Genomic DNA, 24,486 nt, shown 5'->3' with positions numbered 1-24,486 from the left:
ACGGCGGCGAAGGGCCTACACGCAAACGGGTGCGTCTGTCTCGCAGGCTTGCGGGAGCATGTCGGGATCCAGGTCGAGAATGTCCCACACGCGCCGGATGACGGGCCGAGCACCGAGCAGCCGCAACCCTGCCCGGTCCGCCTCGCCCCGGTCAGCCAGCTGTGCAACGGTGACCGCACCGCGAGCGCAGAGGAAAGACAGTCCGCGGACATCGATGTCGATGGGACCATCCGGCAGGGCCGCGAGTGCCTCGGCAAAAACCGGTACGCCGAAGGCGTCGATCTCGCCCTCGAGCACCCGACGCGAAGACCCGCAGTACAGGCCAAACGGAGTCACAGCTGAGTCATGGCCATGACGACGCGGGTGCAGGGCCATCACCGCCGAACCCTCATCGCCCAGCATGCCGACGTCGTAGGCGCACAACGGTGCCAAGGGGTTGCCGGCGGCTATCCATGCATCAGCCGCGTGTTCCCAACGGGCATGGCGGGGGCGACGGGCGGCGTCGGCGATCAGGGTGGTGATGTCGCAGAACACCCGCAGGCCGTTGAAACCGTCGGCCACGGCACGTGCCACTTCATTCGAGTACCGCGAGAGCTGGGCATCGATATCGATGGGCGCCGTCAGGTCGTAAAACTGGTCAATGCTGATGTAGTCCAATGCCTGGACGGGTTCGGCGCCGGACGCGTTGGCGAATGCTCCCAGCAAGCCGGCGCCGGCATCGTCATCGTGAGCCACGGCAACCGGTCGTTGTCCGAGCTTGACCCCTTCGAGCAACCACTCGATCGCGGCGGCGTCCCGCTCGGAGCGGGTCGTGTAGGCCCAGCAGACATGATCGCTGCGGCCGCGGCTTCGCCCATTGCTCATAGCGCCGCCGGCTGTCCGGTACGTGCCGGCGTTGCGTCCCAGAGCCGAGCGGGAATGTCTGCCCAGACCCGCTTGCCGTATGGGCCGGTTTCGACTCCCCACCGACTGCAGATCGCGCCCACCAAAACGAGCCCCCTGCCGGACAAGGCCCGATCGGATTCGTCCCGTATAGGCAGGTCGCCGCTCAAATCCTCGACCGCCACCTTCACATTGGCATCGGCCCGCGCGATTGACACGCGGAACGCGGAGCGGGCATGCGTAACCGCGTTTGCCGCCAATTCCGACACCACTATCGCCGCGTCATCGAGGACCGCATCCTCTCCCCACGCCCGCAGACGGGCTTCCACAAAGCGTCGGGCGGCTCGAACGGCGCTCGGCACCGGGACGTAGATCTCGGAGAACTCAGACGTCGTGGCGTCTTGGTCGCGACCCGGGTCCACAGTGGCGGCGTCCGGCGACTGATACGTCGTGGGCCCCAAGAGGCTGGAATGCTGCGCGCACACCCCCTGGATGGCCGCCAAGTCAGCGCCGCTCGACAGGACCGCCGCGGGGTAGGCGCAGTACAGCGAGAACTGTTGGGTACGCATGAGGTCATTCCACAATGTCTCAAGCTGGACTGCCCCGGCGACGTCATCGTCTGCCCACAACAGAGCGACCATTTCGCCGTAGGCTCGCACCCTCCTCCGACCGCCACTCGCGGCGGCAATGAGCCCGCTGACGACCTCGACGAACCGTTCCCGGCACAAGGCGCCATCTACTGTGAAGCTCGATAACACCTCAGCGGCATCCAGCGAGTGGTACCGCCCAGCGTCACGGGCCGCCGCTATGTCGACGCCATGCTCGCCGATGCGGCGGACGAAGGCATCTCGGTGCGCCCGGGTGGCAATGACAACAACCGCGGCGTCGGCGGCCAGCCCTTCGGCCAGGAACCGGCTGACCTCGTCGACGAGCTCGCCGTCCTCGCCATAGACCTGCACGACGTGGTCATGAGGGTCGACGGGGACCAGCGCGGCACTCATAGCGGAGATTTTAGTTGACGACGACGATTATGCGTTAGGCCACTGGCTAACTCGTCGCGCTTGGGCAAAAGCGTGAATCGCCACCCGTTCGCGTAGCGGACCATCGCCACGGAAAAGCGCCGAGCAAATGCCCGTTCGAACGTTTGCGGCCGGGAGCTGGTGTGTGGGAGCGCTGGTCGCGGCTTCCATTGATGGCGGTCCTCGAGCCTTGACCACGCGCTCGTGCGGAGCGCTATGGCCCGGCCCGCTTCCCCATCCCGCCCTGTCGCTACCGCTACGCTGCTCTGATGGCAGCCCGCCACCACACGCTGAGCTCGTCGATCGCCAGCCTGCACGGCGACGAGCAAGCGGTGGGTTCGCCGCTGAACGATACCGAGCTCAACGCGCTGCAGCGCACCCGGCTGTTCGGCGCCACCGGCACCGTCCTGATGGCGATCGGCGCGCTGGGCGCCGGCGCGCGGCCCGTCGTGCAGGACCCCACCTTCGGGGTCCGGCTGCTCAACCTGCCGTCGCGCATCCAGACCGTCTCGCTGACGATGACGACGACCGGCGCGGTGATGATGGCGCTGGCCTGGCTGATGCTGGGGCGGTTCGCGCTGGGCAACCGGCGGATGTCGCGCGGCGACCTGGACCGCACCCTGCTGCTGTGGACGCTGCCGCTGTTGATCGCGCCGCCGATGTACAGCAAGGACGTCTACTCCTACCTGGCCCAGAGCCAGATCTCGCTGGAGGGGCTCGACCCCTACAAAGTGGGCCCGGCGTCCGGGCTGGGTCTCGGCCACGTGTTCACGCTGTCGGTGCCCACCCTGTGGCGCGAGACGCCGGCGCCCTACGGCCCGTTGTTCCTGTGGATCGGGCGCGGCATCTCGGCGCTGACCGGGGAGAACATCGTCGCCGCCGTGCTGTGCCACCGGCTGGTGGTGCTGGTCGGCGTGGGCCTGATCGTGTGGGCCACCCCGCGGCTGGCCCGGCGCTGCGGCGTCGCCGAGGTGAGCGCGCTGTGGCTGGGGGCCGCCAATCCGCTGCTGATCATGCACCTGGTCGCCGGGGTCCACAACGAGGCGCTGATGCTCGGGCTGATGCTGGCCGGCGCCGAGTTCGCGCTGCGCGGCATCGACTCTCCGCGACTGCTGCCCACCTCGTGGCGGCCGGGCCCGGATTGGGAACCGTTGGGGATGCTGCTGGCGGGTGCGATCCTGATCACGCTGTCCTCGCAGGTGAAGCTGCCGTCGCTGCTGGCGCTGGGATTCGTGACGATGGCGCTGGCCTACCGCTGCGGGGGCAACCTGCGCGCCCTGCTGCTGGCGGGCGGCGGGATGGCGGCGCTGGCGGTGGCGGTGATGGCCCTGGTCGGCTGGGCCAGCGGGCTGGGCTTCGGCTGGATCTACACGCTGGGCACCGCCAACGTGGTGCGCAGCTGGATGTCGCCGCCGACGCTGCTGGCCCTCGGGACCGGCCAGGTGGGCATCCTGCTAGGGCTGGGCGATCACACCACCGCGGTGCTGGGGCTGACGCGTGGCATCGGCGTGCTGATCATCACGGTGCTGGTGGCCTGGTTGCTGGTGGCGGTCTTCCGTGGGAGGCTGCATCCGATCGGCGGCCTGGGCGTCGCGCTGGGCATCTGCGTGCTGCTGTTCCCGGTGGTGCAGCCCTGGTATCTGCTGTGGGCCATCATCCCGCTGGCGGCCTGGGCGACGCGCCCGGGCTTCCGGGTGGCGGTCATCGTCATCACCCTCGTCGTCGGCATCTTCGGCCCGACGGCCAACGGCGATCGCTTCGCCCTGTTTCAGATCATTGATGCCACGCTGGCCAGCAGCCTCATCGTCGCGGTGCTGATCGCGTTCACCTACACCCGCCTGCCGTGGCGACAGCTGCCGCCGAGAGGCCCGGAAACCAACGGCGAGGCGGTGATGAAGCTGCCCGCCCCGGCTGCCGCCGAGACCCCGAAGCCCGACGCCTACGCTGATTCCACGTGAGCCCGCTCCCCGAAACGCCCGACACGGTGGTGCGGCTGCGCGGGGTCACCAAGCAATACGGGTCCACGACGGCGGTCTCCAACCTCGATCTGGAGGTGCACGCCGCCGAGGTGCTGGCCCTGCTCGGACCCAACGGCGCGGGTAAGACCACGACGGTCGAGATGTGCGAGGGCTTCGTGCGCCCCGATGCCGGCACCATCCAGGTGCTGGGCCTCGACCCGATCGCCGACAACGCGCGGCTGCGCGCCCGCATCGGGGTGATGCTGCAGGGCGGTGGCGGCTATCCCGCGGCGCGGGCGGGCGAAATGCTCAACCTGGTGGCCGCCTACTCCGCCGACCCGTTGGACCCGGCGTGGCTGCTGGACACCCTCGGCCTCACCGACGCGGCCCGCACCACCTACCGGCGGCTCTCCGGCGGGCAGCAGCAGCGGCTCGCGCTGGCCTGCGCGCTGGTCGGCCGGCCCGAGCTGGTGTTCCTCGACGAGCCCACCGCCGGGATGGACGCCCACGCCCGGCTGCTGGTCTGGGAGCTCATCGACGCGTTGCGCCGCGACGGCGTGACCGTGGTGCTGACCACCCACCAGCTCAAGGAGGCCGAGGAACTCGCCGATCGGCTGGTGATCATCGACCACGGGGTGACGGTGGCCTCGGGCACCCCGACGGAACTGATGCGCGCGGGCGCCAAGGACCAGCTGCGGTTCACCGCGCCGCCGCGCCTCGACCTGTCCCTGCTGGCTGCCGCGCTGCCGGAGGACTACAAGGCCACCGAGGTGACGCCGGGCGAGTACCTGGTCGAGGGCCCGGTGGACCCGCAGGTGCTGGCGACCGTCACGGCGTGGTGCGCGCAGATCGACGTGCTGGCCACCGACATGCGCGTCGAGCAACGCAGCCTCGAGGACGTCTTCCTCGACCTCACCGGCAGGAAGCTACGGCCTTGACTCATTCAGGGACCCAGTCGAACACCTTCCCCGCGGGGACCTTCAAACCCGACCCGCGCCCCAGCGCCGTGCCGCGGATGCTCGCGGCGCAGTTCGGGCTGGAGCTCAAGCTGCTGCTGCGCAACGGCGAGCAATTGCTGCTGACCATGTTCATCCCGATCACGCTGCTGGTCGGGCTGTCGCTGCTGCCCTTCGGCGATTTCGGCCGCAACCGGGCCGCCACGTTCGTCCCGGTCATCATGGCCCTCGCGGTCATCTCGACGGCGTTCACCGGGCAGGCGATCGCCGTCGCGTTCGATCGCCGCTACGGCGCCCTGAAACGGCTCGGGGCCACCCCGCTGCCGGTCTGGGGCATCATCGCCGGCAAGTCGCTGGCGGTGGTCACGGTGGTGTTCCTGCAGGCAATCCTGTTGGGCGCCATCGGTTTTGCGCTCGGCTGGCGCCCCGCGCCCACGGCACTGCTGTTGGGCGCGGCGGTCATCGCGCTGGGCACCGCGGGCTTCGCGGCGCTGGGGCTGCTGCTCGGCGGGACGCTGCGGGCCGAGATCGTGCTCGCGGTCGCCAACCTGATGTGGTTCGTGTTCGCCGGGCTCGGCGCGCTGACCGTGGAGATGAAGGTGATCCCGACGGCGGTCAAGTGGGCGGCGCGGCTCACCCCGTCGGGCGCGCTCACCGAGGCGCTCTCGCAGGCGATGACGCTGTCGGTGGACTGGTTCGGGGTCGTCGTCCTGGCGGTGTGGGGCGCGCTGGCCGCGCTGGCCGCGCTGCGCTGGTTCCGCTTCACCTAGACGGCCGGGGCCCGCCCGCGACACTGCAACCACGCACACGACTCGCCGCAACGGGTGTGCGTGGTTTATGTCTCGGCGACGAGGCCGCTTCTACTACGCGGCGTAGGAGCCCTTACGATCGGGCGGTGCTACGACGAACGCTGCGGCGGTTGGTGGACCTGCTCCCCGACCCCAGCCTGCGCGCCCAGCGGGTGGTCGCCGCGCTCGTCATCCTCACCCAGGGCGGCATCGCGGTCACCGGCGCCATCGTGCGCGTCACCGCCTCGGGCCTGGGCTGTCCCACCTGGCCGCAGTGCTTTCCCGGCAGCTTCACCCCGGTCGCCGTGGCCGAGGTACCCCGCATTCACCAGGCCGTCGAGTTCGGCAACCGGATGATCACCTTCGCCGTGGTGATCGCCGCGGCGCTGGCGGTCCTGGCCGTGACGCGCGCGCGCCGGCGCACCGAGGTCCTGGTCTATGCGTGGCTGATGCCGGTGTCGACGGTGGTGCAGGCGGTGATCGGCGGCGTCACCGTGCGCACCGGGTTGCTGTGGTGGACGGTAGCCGTGCACCTGCTGACGTCGATGACGATGGTGTGGCTGTCGGTGTTGCTCTACGTCAAGGTGGGAGAGCCCGACGGTGGCGTGGTCCACGACCGGGTGGCCCGGCCGCTGCGCGCGCTGACCGCGCTCAGCGCGGTGAACCTGGCGGCGGTGCTGGTCACCGGCACGCTGGTGACCGCCGCCGGCCCGCACGCGGGCGACCGCAGCCCCAGCCGGACGGTGCCCCGGCTGAAGGTCGAGATCACCACCCTGGTGCACGCGCATTCGTCGCTGCTGGTCGCCTACCTGGCGTTGCTGGTCGGGCTCGGCTTCGGGCTGCTGGCGGTGGGCGCCGGCCGGGCGATCCGGCTGCGGCTGGGCGTGCTGGTCGCCCTGGTGTGCGCCCAGGCCGTCGTGGGCATCACGCAGTACTACACCGGCGTGCCCGCCGCCCTGGTCGCGGTGCACGTGGCCGGCGCGGCGGCCTGCACGGCGGCGACGGCGGCGCTATGGGCGTCGATGCGAGAACGGGCCGAGCCCCAGCCGCTCGCAGGCTGACTCCACGGCGAGGGCGAACCCGCGCTGGGCGCGCCCGCGGGCGTCGGCGTCGAGATGCGACCAGCCCAGCGACGGCGCGACGAGGTCGAGCCCGCTCACTCGGTCGTCGCTGATATCGACGCGCGCGTAGAGCAATTCGCCGGGCTCGATGCCGGCGTGCCGGGCGGCACAGGCGAGCGCCGCGTAGCCCAAATCCCAGGTCTCGAATTCCGGCTCGGCGGGCCAGGCGTGCGACCGCTGCCCGCCGAGAAGGATCAGCGACTTCTCGCCGACTCCGCCGACGGGGACTTCGTCCGCCAGGTCGCGCAGGTACCGCTCGCCGAGGTTCCACGCGACCGCGTCGGGCGGGTTGAGCAGGTGGCGCGCACGGCGGATCCAGGCGAGGAATTCGTCGCGGCGGTCGGGGGCTGCCCGCAGGATCACCAGGTCGGCGCCGAGTGTCTCGGGATCGTCCCAGGACAACCAGCGAGCGTGCAGCCCACGGGTTCGCAGCGCCGGCACCAGCCCGGCGTCGTCGTCGTGTCGCTTACCGCCCGCCAGCACGATGCGCGGATGGAAGACGTCCGGCCGGGCCAGCCTCATGCCCGGGCATGATATCCACATGCACGCAATCGAAGTCAGCGAAACCGGTGGTCCCGAAGTCCTGCGCTACGTCGAAGCCCCCGAGCCCACGCCCGGTCCCGGCGAGGTCATGATCAAGGCCGAGGCCATCGGCGTCAACTACATCGACACGTATTTCCGCTCCGGGCAGTACCCGCGGCAGGTGCCGTTCCTCCTCGGCCAGGAGACGTCCGGCACCGTCGTCGCCACCGGAGACGGGGTCGACGGCCTCGGCGCGGGTGACCGGGTGGGCACCGCCGCGGCGACCGGTGCGTACGCCGAATTCGCCACCGCCCCAGCGGCTTTGACGGCCAAGGTGCCCGACGGCGTGACGTCCGAGGTGGCGGCCTCGGTGATGCTGAAGGGCCTGACCGCGCACTACCTGCTGAAGTCGGTGTATCCGGTCAAAACCGGGGACACGGTGCTGGTGCATGCGGGCGCCGGCGGCGTCGGGCTGATCCTGACGCAGTGGGCGACGCTGCTCGGCGCGCGGGTGATCACCACGGTCTCCACGCCGGAGAAGGCGCGGATGTCCGAGGAGGCCGGCGCGGCCGAGGTGCTCTCCTACCCCGACGACCCGGACGAATTCGGCCGGCAGATCCGCGAATTGACGGCGGGCGAAGGGGTGGCCGCGGTGTACGACGGCGTGGGCGCGACGACGTTCGACGCCAGCCTGGCCAGCCTGGCCGTGCGCGGCACCCTGGCGCTGTTCGGCGCCGCGAGTGGCCCGGTTCCGCCGTTCGACCCACAGCGCCTCAACGCCGCCGGCTCGGTGTTCCTGACCCGGCCGTCGCTGGCGCACTTCATCCGCACCGGCGACGAGTTCCATTGGCGCGCGGGCGAATTGTTCGACGCGATCGCCGGCGGCGGCATCACCATCGAGGTCGGCGGGCGCTACCCGCTCGCGGAGGCCGCGCGGGCACACCAGGACCTGCAGGGCCGCAAGACGACGGGCTCGATCGTGCTGCTGCCCTAGCGGCTAGAGCACAACTTTCACCACGGCCCCAGAAAAGGAAGGGGTCGGCGATGTGCACCTGCGCAGTCGGTGGATTTTCACCCCCCACCTCTGCCGCAACGAAAGTCGCTGCGAGGCGGGCACACCGGGTCCCGCGCGCCGCGAGAGACCAATGTGGCCGATGGGACTAACCCCGGCTACAGCAGCGTCGGCAGCGCGATCACCGAGTCGACCGCCAGCGCGCAGAACACCACCGCGAGGTAGTTGTTCGACTGCAGGAACAGGCGCAGCGGCTTGACCGGCTCGCCGGCGCGCACGCCGGCGTACAGCTGATGGGCCATCGCCAGGAACCACACCCCGGCAAGCAGGGCGACCGCCGCGTACACCCAGCCGGTGGCGGGCGCCAGCGCCAGCGTCGCGAGCACCGTCAGCCAGGTGTAGATCAGGATCTGCTTGGTGACCTGACGCTCGGTCGCCACCGCGGGCAGCATCGGGACGCCGGCCGCCTTGTAGTCGTCCTTGTAACGCATCGCCAGGGCCCACGTGTGCGGGGGCGTCCAGAAGAAGATGATCGCGAACATCACCAGCGCGGGCCAGCCGATGGTGCCGGTGACCGCGGACCAGCCGATCATCACGGGCATGCAGCCGGCCGCCCCGCCCCACACGACGTTCTGCGAGGTGCGGCGCTTGAGCAACAGGGTGTAGACGAAAACGTAGAACGCGATGGTGGCGATGGCCAGCAGTCCCGACAGCAGGTTCGTGGTCCACCACAGCCAGAAGAACGAGCCCACGCTGAGCACCAGTCCCAGCACCAGCGCGTTTCGCGTCGGCACCGCGGCCCGCGCCAGCGGCCTGCGCGCGGTGCGCTTCATCACCTTGTCGATGTCGGCGTCTGCCACGCAGTTGAGCGTGTTGGCGCCGCCGGCGGCCAGCATCCCGCCGATCAGCGTGTTCAGGATCAGCAGCGGGTTCACGGCGCCGCGGTGGGCCAGCAGCATCGCCGGTATCGCGGTGACCAGCAGCAGTTCGATCACCCGCGGCTTGGTGAGCGCCAGGTACGCCAGCACCGTCCCCTGAACTCGGGTCGGTACTCCGCTCGGCGCGGCGCGCCCGCGAACGCTCACGCAATAACTCCTCGGGTCGCAGCAGCGCGCAGCATCTACTACGCACGATGGTAGACCGCGTGCCGGCGGCCGCCTGCCCGGAGGGTCCGAAAAGGATTCTCCCGACAATTCCGAACTGATTGCAAAGCCCAGGCAACGAGGGCGTAATTTTCACAGCGGCCGGCGTTGGGTACCCGAAACTCTGCGCTGCAGGAGCCGGCACTCCCGCATTAGGGTAGGCAATATCAGCTTGATGACCCAAGGACTGAGGCTGTGACGACACTCGAAGAGATCTCCACGCTGACCCAACCGCACCTGCCCGACGACTGGGCCGAGATCGATTCGGCCGCGGTCGACACGATCCGGGTGCTGGCCGCCGACGCGGTCCAGAAAGTCGGCAACGGCCATCCCGGGACGGCCATGAGCCTGGCCCCGCTGGCCTACACCCTGTTTCAGCGAGCGATGCGCCACGACCCCAGCGACACCTTCTGGCTGGGTCGCGACCGGTTCGTGCTGTCGGCCGGGCACAGCAGCCTGACGCTGTACCTGCAGCTGTACCTCGGCGGGTTCGGCCTGGAGCTCTCCGACATCGAGTCGTTGCGCACATGGGGATCCAAGACGCCCGGGCACCCGGAGTTCCGGCACACCAAGGGCGTTGAGATCACCACCGGCCCCCTGGGCCAGGGCCTGGCCTCGTCGGTCGGGATGGCGATGGCGTCGCGCTATGAGCGGGGGCTGTTCGATCCGGACGCCGAGCCGGGCACCAGCCCGTTCGACCATCACATCTTCGTGATCGCCTCCGACGGGGACATCGAGGAGGGCGTGACGTCCGAGGCGTCGTCGCTGGCGGCCGTGCAGCAGCTCGGCAACCTCATCGTGTTCTACGACCACAACCAGATCTCAATCGAGGACGACACCAACATCGCGCTGTGCGAGGACACCGCCGCGCGCTACGAGGCCTACGGCTGGCACGTGCAGCGGGTGGAAGGCGGCGAGAACGTCGTCGGCATCGAGGAGGCCATCGCCAACGCCAAGGCCGTCACCGACCGGCCGTCGTTCATCGAGCTGCGCACCATCATCGGCTACCCCGCGCCCAACCTGATGAACACCGGCAAGGCGCACGGCGCGGCCCTCGGGGACGACGAGGTCGCGGCCGTCAAGAAGATCCTGGGTTTCGATCCGGACAAGAACTTCGAGGTGCGCGACGAGGTCATCGCCCACACCCGCAAGCTGGTGGACCGCGGCAAAGAAGCGCACGAGAAGTGGCAGGCGGAGTTCGACGCGTGGGCGCAGCGCGAGCCCGAGCGCAAGGCGCTGCTGGACCGGCTGACCGCCGAGAAGCTGCCCGACGGCTGGGACGCGGACATCCCCACCTGGACACCGGACGACAAGCCGCTGGCCACCCGCGCGGCGTCGGGCAAGGTGCTCAACGCGGTGGGCCCGAAACTGCCGGAGCTGTGGGGCGGCTCGGCCGACCTGGCGGGCAGCAACAACACCACCATGGACAACGTCAAATCGTTTGGGCCGCCGTCAATTTCGACGAAGGATTACTCCGCCGACTGGTACGGGCGCACGCTGCACTTCGGCGTTCGTGAGCACTCGATGGGCGCCATCCTGTCCGGCATCGTGCTGCACGGCCCCACCCGGGCCTACGGCGGCACGTTCCTGCAGTTCTCTGACTACATGCGCCCGGCGGTGCGCCTGGCGTCGCTGATGGACATCGACACCATCTACGTGTGGACGCACGACTCGATCGGGCTGGGCGAGGACGGCCCGACGCACCAGCCCATCGAGCACCTGGCGGCGCTGCGCGCCATCCCCAACCTGTCGGTGGTGCGCCCCGCCGATGCCAACGAAACGGCCTACGCCTGGCGCACGATCCTGGCCCGCGGCAACGGCAGCGGCCCGGTCGGCCTGATCCTGACCCGCCAGGGCGTGCCGGTGCTGGCGGGCACCGACTTCGAGGGCGTGGGCCGCGGCGGCTACGTACTCGGCGATGACGGCGGCGACGAGCCGGACGTGGTGTTGATCGCCACCGGCTCCGAGGTCCAGCTCGCGGTCGAGGCGCGAAACCTGTTGGCGGACAGGGACATCGTCGCGCGGGTGGTGTCGATGCCGTGCGTGGAGTGGTTCGAGTCGCAGCCCGAGGAGTACCGCGACAGCGTCCTGCCCCCGTCGGTGTCGGCGCGGGTGGCCGTCGAGGCGGGCGTCGCGCAGTCCTGGCACAAGCTCGTCGGCGACACCGGCCGGATCGTGTCGATCGAGCACTACGGCGAATCCGCCGATTACAAGACTTTGTTCCGTGAGTTCGGCTTTACCGCCGAAGCCGTCGCGGCGGCCGCGGAGCAGGTAGTCGATAACTGAGAAAGGGTGATTCACATGGCCAGTCAGAACCCCAACCTCGCGGCGCTGAGCGCAGCCGGGGTGTCCGTTTGGCTGGACGACTTGTCGCGGGAGCGGCTGCAGTCGGGCAACCTGCAGGAGCTGATCGACACCAAAAGCGTTGTCGGCGTGACCACCAACCCGTCGATCTTCCAGAAGGCGTTCGCCGACAGCGACACGTACAACGGCCAGATCGCCGAGCTGGCCGAGCGCGGTGCCGACGTGGACGCCACCATTCGCACCGTCACTACCGACGACGTGCGCAACGCGTGCGACGTGCTGCGGCCGCAGTGGGAGGCCTCCGACGGCGTCGACGGCCGGGTGTCCATCGAGGTCGACCCGCGACTGGCCGACGACACCGACAAGACCACCGCGCAGGCCGTCGAGCTGTGGAAGATCGTCGACCGGCCGAACCTGTTCATCAAGATCCCCGCGACCAAGGCCGGCATTCCGGCGATCGCTTCCGTTCTGGCGGAAGGGATTTCGGTCAACGTCACGCTGATCTTCTCCGTCGAGCGGCACCGCCAGGTGATGGACGCCTACCTGGAGGGGCTGGAGAAGGCGCGCGAAGCCGGACACGACCTGTCCAAGATCCATTCGGTGGCATCGTTCTTCGTCTCCCGGGTGGACACCGAGGTCGACAAGCGGCTGGAAAAGATCGGCTCCGAAGACGCGCTCGCGCTGCGCGGCAAGGCCGGCGTCGCCAACGCCCGGCTGGCGTACGCCGCCTATGAGGAGGTCTTCAAGGGCGGCGATCGCTACGGGGCGCTGCAGTCCGACGGCGCGCGGGTGCAGCGCCCGCTGTGGGCTTCGACGGGCGTCAAGAACCCCGACTACTCCGACACCCTCTACGTCACCGAGCTGGTGGCGCCGAACACGGTGAACACCATGCCCGAGAAGACGATCGACGCCGTCGCCGATCACGGAGATGTCAAGGGCGACACCGTCACCGGCACCGCATCGGCCGCACAGGAGGTGTTCGACAAGCTGGCCGCGGTCGGCGTCGACCTGACCGACGTATTCGTGGTGCTGGAAAAAGAAGGCGTGGACAAGTTCGTGGAGTCCTGGACCGAGCTGTTGGAAGAGACGCAGAAGCAACTCGATTCCCTCGGCAAATGAGCCCAGCGGGCTCGAAGGTGGGCTCCCGCGACGCCACACAGTGGCGAAACCCGTTGCGGGACAAGCAAGATAAGCGACTGCCCCGGATCGCCGGCCCGTGCGGCATGGTGATCTTCGGCGTCACCGGCGACCTGGCCCGCAAGAAGGTGATGCCGGCCATCTACGACCTGGCCAATCGCGGGCTGCTGCCGCCCACCTTCTCGCTGGTCGGTTTCGCCCGCCGGGACTGGCAGACGCAGGACTTCCGCAAGGTGGTCTACCAGGCCGTCAAGGAGCATTGCCGCACGCCGTTCCGGGAGGAGAACTGGGAGCGGCTGGCCGAGGGATTCCGTTTCGTGCCGGGCGCTTTCGACGACGACGAGGCGTTCGCCCGGCTCGCCGAGACGCTGGAGAAGCTCGACGCCGAGCGCGGCACCGGCGGCAACCACGCCTTCTACCTGGCGATCCCGCCGAACGCCTTCCCGGTGGTGTGTGAGCAGCTGCACAGGTCCGGGTTGGCCCGCCCGCAGGGCGACCGGTGGAGCCGAGTGGTCATCGAGAAGCCCTTCGGGCACGACCTGGAAAGCGCCCGCGAGCTGAACAAAACCGTAAACGCCGTCTTCCCCGAGGAGGCGGTGTTCCGGATCGACCACTACCTGGGCAAGGAGACGGTCCGCAACATCCTGGCGCTGCGGTTCGCCAACCAGTTGTTCGATCCGATCTGGAACGCGCACTACGTCGACCACGTGCAGATCACGATGGCCGAGGACATCGGGCTGGGCGGGCGGGCCGGCTACTACGACGGCATCGGCGCGGCCCGCGACGTCATCCAGAACCATCTCATGCAGCTGCTGGCGCTGACCGCGATGGAGGAACCGATCAGCTTCAATCCCGCCGCGCTGCAAACCGAGAAGATCAAGGTGCTCTCGGCGACACAGCTCGCCGAACCGCTCGACGAGACCACCAGCCGGGGCCAGTACACCGGCGGCTGGCAGGGCGGCGAGAAGGTCGTCGGGCTGCTCGACGAGGAGGGGTTCGCCAAGGACTCCACCACCGAGACGTTCGCCGCCATCACACTCGAGGTCGACACCCGCCGCTGGGCCGGCGTGCCGTTCTACCTGCGGACCGGTAAACGCCTGGGCCGCAGGGTGACCGAGATCGCCCTGGTGTTCAAGCGCGCGCCGTTTCTGCCGTTCGACGCGACCATGACCGACGAGCTGGGCGCCAACGCCATGGTCATCCGGGTGCAGCCCGACGAGGGGATCACGCTGCGGTTCGGCTCCAAGGTGCCCGGCACCGCGATGGAGGTCCGCGACGTCAACATGGACTTTTCCTACGGGTCGGCCTTCGCCGAGGAATCGCCGGAGGCCTACGAAGCGCTCATCCTCGACGTGCTGCTCGGCGAGCCGTCCCTTTTCCCGGTCAACGACGAGGTCGAATTGGCCTGGGAGATCCTCGATCCCGTCCTCGACAACTGGGCGGCGCACGGCAAGCCCGACCCGTACGAGGCCGGCACCTGGGGTCCGGAGTCGGCGTTCGAGATGCTGCGCCGCACCGGGCGGGAATGGCGGCGGCCGTGATTGTCGACCTGCCCGACACCACCACCACGGCGGTCAACAAGAAACTCGACGAGCTCCGCGAAAAGATCGGTGCCGTCACGATGGGGCGGGTGCTGACGCTGCTCATCGCGCCGGACAGCGAGGACGTGCTGGAGGAATCGCTCAAGGCCGCCAACGACGCCAGCCACGAGCACCCCAGCCGGATCATCGTCACGATGCGGGGCGACCCCTACGCCGACGAGCCGCGCCTGGACGCGCAGCTGCACTCGGGCGGCGACACCGGCGCCAGCGAGGTGGTGATCCTGAAGCTGTCCGGGCCGCTGGCCGGCCACGCGGCCAGCGTGGTCGTTCCGTTCCTGCTGCCCGACATTCCCGTCGTGGCGTGGTGGCCCGACGTCGCCCCGGAGAAGCCGGCGCAGGACCCGTTGGGCAAGTTGGCGATCCGGCGCATCACCGACGCCACCAACGGCATCGACCCGTTGGAAGCGATCAGGAGCCGCCTGCCGGGGTACACCGCCGGCGACACCGACCTGTGCTGGTCGCGCATCACCTACTGGCGCGCGCTGCTGACCTCCGCGGTGGACCAGCCGCCGCACGAACCGATCGAGGCGGCGGTGGTTTCCGGCCTCAAGACCGAGCCGGCCCTCGACATCCTGGCGGGCTGGCTGGCCAGCCGGATCGACGGTCCGGTGCGCCGGGCCGTCGGCGAGCTCAAAGTCGAGCTGGCACGCCAGAGCGAGACCATCGTGCTCAGCCGGCCCCAGGACGGCAGGACCGCCACGCTGAGCCGCACCGCCAAGCCGGACGCCCTGGTTCCGTTGGCGCGCAGGGAAACCGGCGAGTGCCTGGCCGAGGACCTGCGCCGGCTGGACGCCGACGAGATCTACCGAACAGCGCTGGAGGGCATTAAGAAGGTGCAATACGTATGAGCCCCATCGTCGAAGTTTTCGAAGACGGCGACGCCCTCGTCGAGGCCGCGGGCGCACGGCTGATCAAGGCCATCCAGGACGCCACGGCGGCCCGGGGGCGGGCCCTGATCGTGCTGACCGGTGGCGGCAACGGCATCGGGCTGCTGAAATACCTCCGCACGCGCTCGCGGGACATCGAGTGGTCCAAGGTGCACCTGTTCTGGGGCGACGAGCGCTACGTGCCCGAGGACGACGACGAGCGCAACGACAAGCAGGCGCGGGAGGCCCTGCTCGATCACGTCGACATCCCGTCCAGCCAGGTACACACGATGCCGGCCAGCGACGGCGAATTCGGCGCGGACCTCGCCGCCGCGGCGCTGGCCTACGAGCAGCTGCTGGCCGCCAACGCCGAACCCGGCCAGCCGGCGCCGGATTTCGACGTCCACCTGCTGGGAATGGGCCCTGAGGGCCACATCAACTCCCTGTTCCCGGACACCCCCGCGGTGCGCGAGACCAGCCGCCTGGTGGTCGGGGTCGAAGACTCCCCCAAACCGCCTCCGCAGCGAATCACGTTGACGCTGCCCGCAATCCGGCGTTCCCGCGAGGTGTGGCTGATGGTGTCCGGGGCGGGCAAGGCCGACGCGGCCGCCGCCGCGATCGACGGCGCCTCGCCGGCGTCGGTGCCGGCCGCCGGGGCCGTCGGGATCGAGACCACGCTCTGGCTGCTCGACCGGGAGGCGGCGGCCAAGCTTCCGGCCGACCGGCCCGAGTCATAATTGCCGTCATGGCAGACAGAACCGCGCGCGGGGGCCCCGAGCGAAGCCGGATCAAGACCCTCACCCAGGCCGCGCTGAACGCCGACAAGACCGTCGAGCAGGTCGAGGACGTCCTCGACGGCCTGAGCACCACGATGAAGGAGCTGAACAGCTCGCTCACCAACCTCAACGCCACGGTCGAACGGATGGAGGCCGGGCTGGATCACCTCGACGGCACCCTCGCCAGCCTCGACGACCTCGCCAAGCGGCTGATCGTGCTGGTCGAGCCGGTGGAGGCCATCGTGCAGCGGATCGACGACATGGTGAAGGTGGGCGAGACGATGATGACGCCGCTGGCGGCCACCGAGCACGCCGTGCGCGGGGTGCTGGACCGGCTGCGCAACCGCTAGCCCTACATCTTGGTCGATCGGGCCATGACGAAGCTGTACAGGCCGTAGGTGATGATCCCCGTGCCGGCGGCGATCAACATCGCCGCCCCGTAGGTTGCGCGCCGAGCGTTTTCAGCGCCCCGTCGAGCCCGGTGGCCTTCTTCGGTTCCGAGCGGCAGGCGGCGACGACGATCAGTCCCCCGGTGCCGGCGATCACCACGCCCTTCGCGACGTAGCCGGCCGCGCCGAGGCGGCGCACCAGGTCACCGGACTTGCCCTTGAGGTCGCCGACGAAGTTGCGGCTGGCGCCCTTGTACACGTGGTAGCCGCCCACGGCGACGATGACCAGGCCGCAGGCGATGAGCGCGACCGTGCCGGCGGTGGTCTGCATCAGGCGGGCGCTGATGGTCGAATTCTGTTGATCGGCCGGCCTTCCCGCACCCCGGGCGTATCCGAACGCCGAGTAGGCGAACGCCAGATAGACCGCCGCCAGCCCGAAAGCCTTCGCCCGGTCCCACGCGCCGGACGACGAGCCGTCCGGCCGCCGATCGCTCGAGCGGCCGAGGACGGTTTCGACGAGCCGCCACAGCCCCATCGTCAGCAGGGCGGCCGCGGCGATCCACAGCGCGACCGGGCCGCCGGGTTTGCCCGCCAGCGTCGCCAGCGCGCCGGTCTGGTCGGCGGTGCCGCCGTCGCCGAACGCGACGCGGAACGCGAGGTAGCCGACGATCAGGTGCAGCAGCCCGTTGACCACGTAGCCCGCCCGGGCGAGCCGCTCGAAGACGCCGTTTTGGGCCACTTGCGCCGAGTCCATGGCATCTGAATGCCCGTCAGCCGCTGTTGCGTAACGCGCTCGCCAGACCGTTCATCGTCAGCAGGATGCCGCGCTGCACCAACTCGTCGTCGTCCCCGGAGCGGTAGCGGCGCAGCAACTCCACCTGCAGGTGGTTCAGCGGCTCGAGATACGGGAAGCGGTTGAACACCGAGCGGGCCAGCGCCGGGTTGTCGGCGAGCAGGTCGTCCTGACCGGTGATGAGCTTGTGCATGGCGATGGTGCGCCGGTGCTCGTCGGCGATCTTGTCGAACACCCTGTGCCGCAACGATTCGTCGGCGACCAGCTCGGCGTAGTGCGCGGCCAGGCCCAGGTCGCTCTTGGAGAGCACCTGCGCCAGGTTCGAGAGCACGCTGCGAAAGAAGGGCCACCGCTCGTACAGCTCGTGCAGGATCGCCACCCGCTCGGCCTCGCCCTGGGGGCCCGCCGCGATCCACTGCTCGAAGGCCGCGCCGGTGCCGTACCAGCCCGGCAGCATCACCCGCGACTGGCTCCAGGCCAGCACCCACGGGATGGCGCGCAGGTCAGAGATGGATTCGGTGGGCTTGCGCGAGGTCGGCCGGCTGCCGATGTTCAGCGACCCGATCTCGCTGACCGGCGTGGACGCCTTGAAGTACTCGACGAAACCCGGTGTCTCGTGCACCAATTCGGCGTAGGCGCGGTGCGCCAGCGCGGCCACCTCGTCGAGCACCGCATAGGCCGGTTCCGCGGCGTCGCCCAGGCCTTCCACGTCCAGCAGCGTCGACTCGACGGTCGCCGCCACCAGGCTCTCCAGGTTGCGCCGGGCCAGTTGCGGTTCGGCGTATTTGGCGGCGATCACCTCGCCCTGCTCGGTGAGGCGCAGCGAGCCGTTCACCGCTCCCGGCGGCTGCGCCAGGATCGCCTGGTAGCTGGGGCCGCCGCCGCGTCCCACGGTGCCGCCGCGACCGTGGAAGAGCCGCAACCGGATTCCGGTCTTGCGGGCCACCTCGACGAGGGTGAGCTCGGCCCGGTAGACGGCCCAGTTGGCGGCCAGGTACCCGCCGTCCTTGTTGGAGTCGGAGTAGCCCAGCATCACCTCCTGGCACCCGCCGCGGGCGTCCACCAGCGCCCGGTAGATGGGCAGGTCCAGCATCGCCTGCAGGATCGACGCCCCGTTGTGCAGGTCGTCGATGGTCTCGAACAGCGGCGAAATGCCCAGGGGGCAATAGGGTTCCGGGCCGGACGCGTCCAGCAGCCCGGCCTCCTTCAACAGGATCGCGGCCTCCAGGACGTCCGACACCGACTGGCACATCGAGATGATGTAGTTGGGCACCGCCGCCGGGCCGTAGAGTTCGACGGCGCGCGCGCCGGCCGCGACGACGGCGAGCTCGCCGCGGGCCAGGTCGGACAGTTGGGCGCGGTCGCCGACCAGCGGGCGGCGGGTGCCCAGCTCCCCCGCCAGCAGCGCGACCCGCTCGTCCTCGGCCAGCGAGCCGTAGTCCGGATGCACCCCGGCCCAAGCCAACAGCTCGGCGACCACCTCCTCGTGCACGTCGGAGTTCTGCCGCATGTCCAGGCCGGACAGGTGAAACCCGAAGGTGTGCACGCTTTCCCGCAGCCGGGCCAACCGGTCGTCGGCCAGCAGCTCGGCGCCGTGCGTGCGCAGCGAGGCATCGACGACGTCCAGGTCGGCCCGCAATTCCGCCGGGCCGGAGTACGGCCGCAGGCCCAGGTCGAGCTCGTGCTGCGGGCGCCGGTCCAGGATCGCGGCGCCGGTCGCGGTGAGCCGGGCCCGGACCGTACGCACCGCGCGCCGGTAGGGCTCGTCGGCGCGGGCGCTCTCGTCGCCGCCCTCGGCCAGCGCGGTCAGTTCGGGGGTGACGGTGATCAGCCGCGCCGACATCGACAGCTCCTGTTCGAGCTCGGTCAGTTCGGCCAGGTAGTGCGCCAGGGCGGTGAACGCGGCGCTGCCGGTGGCCCGCCGCACGACGTCGGCGGTCACGTTCGGGTTGCCGTCGCGGTCGCCCCCGATCCAGGACCCGGGTTGCAGGATGGGCGCCGAAAGCAGGTCGGCGCCGGGCCAGCGGGCGCGCAGCGCCTCCCGCACCTCGGCGTTGACCTGCGGGATCACCTCGAACAGCGCGGCCGGGTAGTACCGCAGGCCCACGTCGATCTCGTCGGTGATCTGCAGCCGGGACAGCCGGATCAGCGCGGTCTGCCACAGGGTCAGGACCTGGCGGCGCAACTCGAGCTCGATATTGCGGCCGTGGTCGGTCTCGGTGTGCCCGGCCGCGCGCAGCCGCATCAGCTCGGTGATGCGGTGCTGGGTGACGAACACGGTGCGCCGGCGGGTCTCGGTGGGATGGGCGGTGATCACCGGGGACACCAGCGCGCCCTGCAGCGCGTCGGCCACGGTGGCCGAATCGAGCTCCGCCAGATCGAGTTTCGCGTATGTCGCGGCGAGGCTGCTGTCCTGGGGTGGCTCGCCGGCGGCGACGTGGATGTCGCGGCGGCGTTCGCGGTGGATGTCTTCGGCGACGTTGGCCAGCAGCGCGAAGTGGCTGAACGCCCGGATGATCGGGATGGCCTGGTGGATGTCGATGCCGTCGAACATCCGCGCCATGTCGGCACGGTCGATTTCGGAGCGCCGCACCCGGAAGGCCTCCACCCGCGCGCGTTCCACGAGCTCGAAGACCTCGTCGCCGTTCTGCTCGCGCACGGTGTCACCGAGGATGGTGCCCAGCAGCCGGATATCGGCGCGCATCGGCTCCGTCGCCTCGCGGCCAACCCGGGTGCGTTGGACGGCACCGATCGGTTCGAGCGCGGTGTCGGAAGCCTCAGCCATGCGTCCCAGTATCGAGGCGGATCGCGCGGCCCGCCCGTCGAGCGGTCAGCGGTACTTGATGAGCAGGGCCACGCCGATGATGCACACCAGCCAGATGCCGACGATGAACACCGTCAGCCGGTCGAGGTTCTTCTCCACGACCGTCGACCCGGACAGGCTCGACTGCACGCCGCCGCCGAACAGCGTCGACAGGCCGCCACCCTTGGCGCGGTGCAGCAGCACCAGCAGCACCACCAGGATGCTGGTCACGACCAGGGTGATCTGCAGGGCCAGTTGCATGGTGTGCAGTTTACCGGCGGTGCGGCGGCGTCACGGCAGCGGCCCGCCGGCGGCGATGGCCGCCAGCGTGGCGAACTGCTCCCCGTCCAGCGACGCGCCCCCGACCAGGCCGCCGTCGACGTCCTCCTGGGCGACGAGGTCGCTCACGTTCTTCGCGTTCATCGAACCGCCGTAGAGCACCCGGACGCTTTCGGCGACCTTCGACGATGCGAGGGACGCCAGCTCTTTCCGGATCGCCGCGCACACCTCCTGGGCGTCGGCGGAGCTGGCCACCCGGCCGGTGCCGATCGCCCAGACCGGCTCGTAGGCGATCACCACCTTGGCGATCTGCTCGGCCGACAGCCCGGCCAACGAGCCGCGCAGCTGGTTTTCGCAGTAGCCGACGTGCTCGCCCGCCTCGCGGGTCTCCAGATGCTCGCCGATGCACACGATCGGGGTGAGCTCGTGCTTGAGCGCGGCGGCGGCCTTCGCGGCCACCAGCGCGTCGTCCTCGTGGTGGTAGGTGCGCCGCTCGGAGTGGCCGACGACGACGAACTGGCAGCCCAGCTTGGCCAGGAAGGCACCACTGATGTCGCCGGTGTAGGCGCCCGAGTCGTGCGGGGACAGGTCCTGGGCGCCGTAGGTGAGCCGCAGCTTGTCGCCGTCGACCAGGGTCTGCACACTGCGCAGGTCGGTGAACGGCGGGATCACCGTGACGTCGACCTTGTCGTAGTACTTGTCCGGCAACGCGAACGCGATCTTTTGCACCAGCGCGATCGCCTCGAAGTGATTGAGGTTCATCTTCCAGTTGCCGGCGATCAGTGGCTTGCGGCTCACGAGTCCCCTCCTGCGGGCTGGGGGCGGCCCAGCACTTCGATGCCCGGCAGCGTCTTGCCCTCCAGGTATTCCAGCGAGGCGCCGCCGCCGGTCGAGATGTGCGAGAAGTCACCCTCGGGGATGCCGAGCGCGCGCACCGCGTCCACCGGGTCGCCGCCGCCGATCACGCTGAAGGCGCCCTTGCCGGTCGCCGCGGCGACGGCCTCGGCCACGCCCTTGGTTCCGGCGGCGAACGCCGGGAACTCGAACACCCCCATCGGGCCGTTCCAGAAGATGGTCTCGGCGTTGGACAGCAGGGTGGTGAACCGCCTGACCGACTCGGGCCCGATGTCCAGGCCCATCTTGTCCTGCGGAATGCGGTCGGCGGCCACGGTGTCCGGCGGCGAGTCGGCGGCGAACTTCTCCGCCACCACGATGTCCACCGGAAGGTGAAGCACGTCGGCGTAGGTGTCACACAGCCGGCGGCAGGTGTCGATCATGTCGTTTTCGAGCAGCGACGTGCCCACCGAAAGGCCTTGCGCGGCAAGGAAGGTGAAGCACATGCCGCCGCCGATCACGATACTGTCGGCCTTCGTGGCCAGCGACTCGATCACGCCGAGCTTGTCGGACACCTTCGAGCCGCCGAGCACCACCGCGTAGGGCCGGGTGGTCGAGCTGGTGAGCTGCTCCAGGACCCGTATCTCGGCGGCCACCAGCGTGCCCGCGTAGTGCGGCAGCAGGGTGGCGACGTCGTAGACGGAGGCCTGCTTGCGGTGCACCACGCCGAAGCCGTCGGAGACGAAAGCGCCCGTGGGCCCGACCAATTCGGCCAGCTGCCGGGCCAGCGCCAGCCGCTCGCCGTCGTCCTTGCTGGTCTCGCGCGGATCGAAGCGGATGTTCTCCAGCAGCAGGATGTCGCCGTCGGTCAGGCCCTCGGCGCGGGCCAGGGCATCGGTGCCGACGACGTCGCCGGCCAGCTGCACGTGCCGGCCGAGCTGGTCGCCGAGCGCGGCGGCGACCGGCGCCAGCGACAGCTTCGGGTCGGCGCCGTCCTTGGGACGGCCCAGGTGCGCGGCGACCACGACCTTGGCGCCGGCCTCGAGCAGCGCCCTCAGCGTCGGCACCGACGCGGTGATGCGGCCGGCGTCGGTGATGGCGCCGTCATCCAGGGGGACGTTCAGGTCGGAGCGCACCAGCACGCCGCGGCCCGAGACACCCTCGGCCAGAAGGTCTTCGAGAGTCGGGATGCTCACGGTCTACAGGGACTTGCCGACCAGCGCGACGAGGTCGATGAGGCGGTTGGAGTAGCCCCATTCGTTGTCGTACCAGGACACCACCTTGGCCTGGTCGTCGATGACCTTGGTCAGCCCGGAGTCGAAGATCGAGCTGTGCGGGTCGGTGACGATGTCGGCCGACACGATCGGCGCGTCGTAGTACTTCAGGATGCCCTTCAGCCGGCCCTCGGCGGCGGCCTTGAACGCGGCGTTGATGTCCGCGGCACTGGCGGCCTTGGACAACTCGACGGTCAGGTCGGTGACCGAGCCGGTCGGGATCGGCACCCGCAGCGCATAGCCGTCCAGCTTGCCCTTCAGATTGGGCATCACCAGCCCGATCGCCTTGGCCGCACCCGTGGAGGTCGGCACGATGTTCAGCGCGGCCGCCCGCGCCCGGCGCAGGTCCTTGTGCGGACCGTCCTGCAGGTTCTGATCCTGGGTGTAGGCGTGGATGGTGGTCATCAACCCCTTGACGATGCCGAACTCGTCATCGAGCACCTTGGTCACCGGCGCCAGACAGTTCGTCGTGCACGAGGCGTTGGAGATGATGTCCTGGCTGCCGTCGTATTTGTCGTCGTTGACCCCCAGCACGATGGTGATGTCCTCGTCGGTGGCCGGCGCGGAGATGATCACCTTCTTGGCCCCGGCCTGCAGGTGGCCCTTGGCCTTGGCCGCGTTGGTGAACAGGCCCGTGGATTCGACCACGACGTCGACGCCCAGGTCGCCCCACGGCAGCGCCGCCGGGCCCTCGCGCACCTCGAGCGCCTTGATCTTGTGGCTGCCCACCACGATGGTGTCCTCGCCGTCCAGGCTCACGTCGTAGGGCAACCGGCCCAGGATCGAGTCGAATTTGAGCAGATGCGCCAACGTGGCGTTGTCGGTGATGTCATTGACCGCCACCACCTCGATATCGGCCGTGCCCTGCTCCAGCTGAGCCAGCAACGCCCGATAGAAATTGCGTCCGATTCGACCGAAGCCGTTGATACCCACTCGGACCGTCACTTGATCTCTCCCTGTCTTCCGAGGTCTTCCTGAGTCCGCTGATTACGCGCTCGCCGCCAGCCTAGAGCAGTGACGGGCGCCACCGCGTGCCGGTAACAGTCCGGGCCCCGGCGCCGCGAAAGGCGGGGCGCATAACCGGAGCGTGTCTGGTTTGTATCGGTTCGATAAGCCCCGGAATCGTCGCGTGTGCAATAGCAACGGCGAGTCATACATTCGACTCGGCTGCGGGACAGCTATGCGGTTCTGCTGCCGCATTTGATTGCGAATGCTAAAGGAGTCGACGTTGATGACGGGCTTTGATCGGTTCAACATCACAGTTGGTGCCATCGCCGGGCTGTGCGGGGCCGCCATAGCGTTGAGCCCCGATGCGGCAGCCACCCCGCTCAAGACGGGCGGCTACGCGTGCATCCAGGGGCAGTCCGGCGAGGCCGGCGCGCCGGCAGCGGGCGGGCCGGCGGGCGCCGCCGGACCACTGGCCGGGGGCGCGCCGGCGGCGGGCGGCACACCGGTCAGCGGGCCGGGAGGCGGCGCGCCGGGACCCGGCGGACCGGCCCCGGCCGCCACCGTGTGCACGTCCAGCGCCCCGCTTACCGACATGTCCGGCGTCCCGATCGTGGCGCCCGGGCCGGTCCCGGTGGTGCCGGCCGGTGCCCCGCTGATCGCCCTCGGGCCGCCCGTGCCGGTGGGTGCGCCCGTTCCGGTCGGCGCCCCGGTGCCGGTGGGTGCACCGGTCCCCGTGGGCGCGCCCATCCCGGTGGGCGCCCCGATCCCGGTGGGCGCCCCGGTGCCGGTGGTGCCGGTCGGCGCCCCGCTGATCGCCCTCGCCGGTGGCCCCCTGGACGTCGCGGCCCCGGCCGCCCCGATCATCGACATGTCCGGGACCGGTAAGGGCGCGCCGACCGGTCCGGCGCCGGCCGGCGGCCCGGCGCCCGGTCAGCCGACCGCGCCCGGGCCCGCGCGCTGACGCGGATTCTGCTCCCACTTACGCGAAAAACCCGCCGGGGCAAGCCCGGCGGGTTTTTCGTCGCTTAGCTAGGCGGGGCTTCCCACAGCAGCGGCGGCTGCGGCTTCGGCTGTGGCGGCGG

Annotated in this window: 21 protein-coding genes and 1 pseudogene; 12 read left to right on the top strand and 10 right to left on the bottom strand. The window is 69.8% G+C overall.

Annotation, left to right across the window (positions count from 1 at the left end; genetic code table 11):
- Positions 1 to 15: 15 nt before the first annotated feature.
- Positions 16 to 864, bottom strand: coding sequence for an MEDS domain-containing protein (locus A5655_RS24220; RefSeq protein ID WP_067014691.1), 849 nt, complete (start codon positions 862 to 864; stop codon positions 16 to 18).
- Positions 861 to 1,883 carry an MEDS domain-containing protein gene (locus A5655_RS27510; protein ID WP_082978860.1) on the bottom strand — a complete coding sequence of 341 codons (1,023 nt, stop codon included), beginning with the start codon at positions 1,881 to 1,883 and terminating at the stop codon, positions 861 to 863. Before A5655_RS27510 ends, A5655_RS24220 begins: the two co-directional genes overlap by 4 nt.
- Before the next feature lie 287 nt (positions 1,884 to 2,170).
- On the opposite strand from A5655_RS27510, the gene mptB reads away from it, so the two are divergent.
- The 4 genes from mptB (at position 2,171) to A5655_RS24195 (ending at position 6,664) form a co-directional block, all read left to right on the top strand.
- Positions 2,171 to 3,859 carry a polyprenol phosphomannose-dependent alpha 1,6 mannosyltransferase MptB gene (gene mptB, locus A5655_RS24210; RefSeq protein WP_067014688.1) on the top strand — a complete coding sequence of 563 codons (1,689 nt, stop codon included), beginning with the start codon at positions 2,171 to 2,173 and terminating at the stop codon, positions 3,857 to 3,859.
- Positions 3,856 to 4,797: an ABC transporter ATP-binding protein gene (locus A5655_RS24205; protein WP_156765018.1), complete on the top strand. Its 942-nt coding sequence runs from the start codon at positions 3,856 to 3,858 to the stop codon at positions 4,795 to 4,797. The genes mptB and A5655_RS24205 overlap by 4 nt, the downstream gene beginning before the upstream one ends.
- 77 nt (positions 4,798 to 4,874) lie before the next feature.
- Positions 4,875 to 5,585: an ABC transporter permease gene (locus tag A5655_RS24200; RefSeq protein ID WP_231999265.1), complete on the top strand. Its 711-nt coding sequence runs from the start codon at positions 4,875 to 4,877 to the stop codon at positions 5,583 to 5,585.
- A 125-nt stretch (positions 5,586 to 5,710) separates the two neighbouring features.
- Positions 5,711 to 6,664, top strand: a complete 954-nt coding sequence (locus tag A5655_RS24195) for a heme A synthase (RefSeq protein ID WP_082978859.1) — start codon at positions 5,711 to 5,713, stop codon at positions 6,662 to 6,664.
- Here A5655_RS24195 and A5655_RS24190 read toward each other — a convergent pair.
- On the bottom strand, positions 6,614 to 7,246 hold the full coding sequence (locus tag A5655_RS24190; protein WP_067014682.1) for a hypothetical protein: 633 nt from the start codon (positions 7,244 to 7,246) through the stop codon (positions 6,614 to 6,616). The genes A5655_RS24195 and A5655_RS24190 overlap by 51 nt on opposite strands.
- A 19-nt stretch (positions 7,247 to 7,265) precedes the next feature.
- Here A5655_RS24190 and A5655_RS24185 point away from each other — a divergent pair, with 19 nt between their 5' ends.
- Positions 7,266 to 8,240 carry a quinone oxidoreductase gene (locus tag A5655_RS24185; RefSeq protein ID WP_067014679.1) on the top strand — a complete coding sequence of 325 codons (975 nt, stop codon included), beginning with the start codon at positions 7,266 to 7,268 and terminating at the stop codon, positions 8,238 to 8,240.
- Between the two features lie 176 nt (positions 8,241 to 8,416).
- Here A5655_RS24185 and A5655_RS24180 read toward each other — a convergent pair whose 3' ends face one another.
- Complete coding sequence (locus A5655_RS24180) at positions 8,417 to 9,343, bottom strand: heme o synthase (protein WP_067014677.1); 927 nt, start codon at positions 9,341 to 9,343, stop codon at positions 8,417 to 8,419.
- A gap of 252 nt (positions 9,344 to 9,595) precedes the next feature.
- Here A5655_RS24180 and tkt point away from each other — a divergent pair, with 252 nt between their 5' ends.
- From tkt to A5655_RS24150, 6 genes are read left to right on the top strand one after another with little or no spacing between them, the layout of a single operon-like run.
- Positions 9,596 to 11,686, top strand: a complete 2,091-nt coding sequence (tkt, locus tag A5655_RS24175) for a transketolase (protein ID WP_067014674.1) — start codon at positions 9,596 to 9,598, stop codon at positions 11,684 to 11,686.
- 15 nt (positions 11,687 to 11,701) lie between these two features.
- A complete protein-coding gene (gene tal, locus A5655_RS24170; protein ID WP_067014669.1) occupies positions 11,702 to 12,823 on the top strand; it encodes a transaldolase in 1,122 nt (373 codons plus the stop codon).
- Positions 12,820 to 14,382, top strand: coding sequence for a glucose-6-phosphate dehydrogenase (gene zwf, locus A5655_RS24165; protein WP_067014666.1), 1,563 nt, complete (start codon positions 12,820 to 12,822; stop codon positions 14,380 to 14,382). The genes tal and zwf overlap by 4 nt, the downstream gene beginning before the upstream one ends.
- Positions 14,379 to 15,290: a glucose-6-phosphate dehydrogenase assembly protein OpcA gene (gene opcA / locus A5655_RS24160; protein ID WP_067014795.1), complete on the top strand. Its 912-nt coding sequence runs from the start codon at positions 14,379 to 14,381 to the stop codon at positions 15,288 to 15,290. The genes zwf and opcA overlap by 4 nt, the downstream gene beginning before the upstream one ends.
- Positions 15,287 to 16,045, top strand: a complete 759-nt coding sequence (pgl, locus tag A5655_RS24155; RefSeq protein WP_067014663.1) for a 6-phosphogluconolactonase — start codon at positions 15,287 to 15,289, stop codon at positions 16,043 to 16,045. Before opcA ends, pgl begins: the two co-directional genes overlap by 4 nt.
- On the top strand, positions 16,045 to 16,434 hold the full coding sequence (locus A5655_RS24150; protein WP_067014791.1) for an ATPase: 390 nt from the start codon (positions 16,045 to 16,047) through the stop codon (positions 16,432 to 16,434). The genes pgl and A5655_RS24150 overlap by 1 nt, the downstream gene beginning before the upstream one ends.
- A 2-nt stretch (positions 16,435 to 16,436) precedes the next feature.
- On the opposite strand, the pseudogene A5655_RS24145 reads toward A5655_RS24150, so the two are convergent.
- From A5655_RS24145 to gap, 6 genes and pseudogenes are all read right to left on the bottom strand, one after another.
- Positions 16,437 to 17,227: pseudogene (locus A5655_RS24145) on the bottom strand (DUF1206 domain-containing protein).
- Between the two features lie 16 nt (positions 17,228 to 17,243).
- Positions 17,244 to 20,051 carry a phosphoenolpyruvate carboxylase gene (gene ppc / locus A5655_RS24140; protein WP_067014660.1) on the bottom strand — a complete coding sequence of 936 codons (2,808 nt, stop codon included), beginning with the start codon at positions 20,049 to 20,051 and terminating at the stop codon, positions 17,244 to 17,246.
- 45 nt (positions 20,052 to 20,096) lie between these two features.
- On the bottom strand, positions 20,097 to 20,330 hold the full coding sequence (secG, locus tag A5655_RS24135) for a preprotein translocase subunit SecG (RefSeq protein WP_067014657.1): 234 nt from the start codon (positions 20,328 to 20,330) through the stop codon (positions 20,097 to 20,099).
- 30 nt (positions 20,331 to 20,360) lie between these two features.
- Positions 20,361 to 21,146, bottom strand: coding sequence for a triose-phosphate isomerase (gene tpiA, locus A5655_RS24130; protein WP_067014654.1), 786 nt, complete (start codon positions 21,144 to 21,146; stop codon positions 20,361 to 20,363).
- Positions 21,143 to 22,378 carry a phosphoglycerate kinase gene (gene pgk, locus A5655_RS24125; RefSeq protein ID WP_067014650.1) on the bottom strand — a complete coding sequence of 412 codons (1,236 nt, stop codon included), beginning with the start codon at positions 22,376 to 22,378 and terminating at the stop codon, positions 21,143 to 21,145. Before pgk ends, tpiA begins: the two co-directional genes overlap by 4 nt.
- Before the next feature lie 3 nt (positions 22,379 to 22,381).
- Positions 22,382 to 23,401, bottom strand: a complete 1,020-nt coding sequence (gene gap, locus A5655_RS24120; protein ID WP_067014647.1) for a type I glyceraldehyde-3-phosphate dehydrogenase — start codon at positions 23,399 to 23,401, stop codon at positions 22,382 to 22,384.
- Between the two features lie 286 nt (positions 23,402 to 23,687).
- Here gap and A5655_RS24115 point away from each other — a divergent pair, with 286 nt between their 5' ends.
- The gene (locus A5655_RS24115; RefSeq protein WP_067014644.1) at positions 23,688 to 24,365 is read left to right on the top strand and encodes a beta-xylosidase; all 678 of its coding nucleotides are present in this window, start codon (positions 23,688 to 23,690) and stop codon (positions 24,363 to 24,365) included.
- Positions 24,366 to 24,486: the final 121 nt, after the last annotated feature.

Source organism: Mycobacterium sp. 1081908.1 (assembly GCF_001673535.1).
GTDB lineage: Bacteria > Actinomycetota > Actinomycetes > Mycobacteriales > Mycobacteriaceae > Mycobacterium.
This window is presented reverse-complemented; position numbering and strand designations above follow the sequence as displayed.

What these genes read in the sequence shown, in the direction of transcription:
- A5655_RS24200 (WP_231999265.1), top strand. Translation starts at nt 4,875, where the DNA reads ATGCTCGCGGCGCAGTTCGGGCTGGAGCTCAAGCTGCTGCTGCGCAAC.
- secG (WP_067014657.1), bottom strand. Translation starts at nt 20,330, where the DNA reads ATGCAACTGGCCCTGCAGATCACCCTGGTCGTGACCAGCATCCTGGTG.
- ppc (WP_067014660.1), bottom strand. Translation starts at nt 20,051, where the DNA reads ATGGCTGAGGCTTCCGACACCGCGCTCGAACCGATCGGTGCCGTCCAA.
- mptB (WP_067014688.1), top strand. Translation starts at nt 2,171, where the DNA reads ATGGCAGCCCGCCACCACACGCTGAGCTCGTCGATCGCCAGCCTGCAC.
- A5655_RS24185 (WP_067014679.1), top strand. Translation starts at nt 7,266, where the DNA reads ATGCACGCAATCGAAGTCAGCGAAACCGGTGGTCCCGAAGTCCTGCGC.
- zwf (WP_067014666.1), top strand. Translation starts at nt 12,820, where the DNA reads ATGAGCCCAGCGGGCTCGAAGGTGGGCTCCCGCGACGCCACACAGTGG.
- A5655_RS24220 (WP_067014691.1), bottom strand. Translation starts at nt 864, where the DNA reads ATGAGCAATGGGCGAAGCCGCGGCCGCAGCGATCATGTCTGCTGGGCC.
- A5655_RS24190 (WP_067014682.1), bottom strand. Translation starts at nt 7,246, where the DNA reads ATGAGGCTGGCCCGGCCGGACGTCTTCCATCCGCGCATCGTGCTGGCG.
- pgl (WP_067014663.1), top strand. Translation starts at nt 15,287, where the DNA reads ATGAGCCCCATCGTCGAAGTTTTCGAAGACGGCGACGCCCTCGTCGAG.
- A5655_RS27510 (WP_082978860.1), bottom strand. Translation starts at nt 1,883, where the DNA reads ATGAGTGCCGCGCTGGTCCCCGTCGACCCTCATGACCACGTCGTGCAG.
- A5655_RS24115 (WP_067014644.1), top strand. Translation starts at nt 23,688, where the DNA reads ATGACGGGCTTTGATCGGTTCAACATCACAGTTGGTGCCATCGCCGGG.
- tal (WP_067014669.1), top strand. Translation starts at nt 11,702, where the DNA reads ATGGCCAGTCAGAACCCCAACCTCGCGGCGCTGAGCGCAGCCGGGGTG.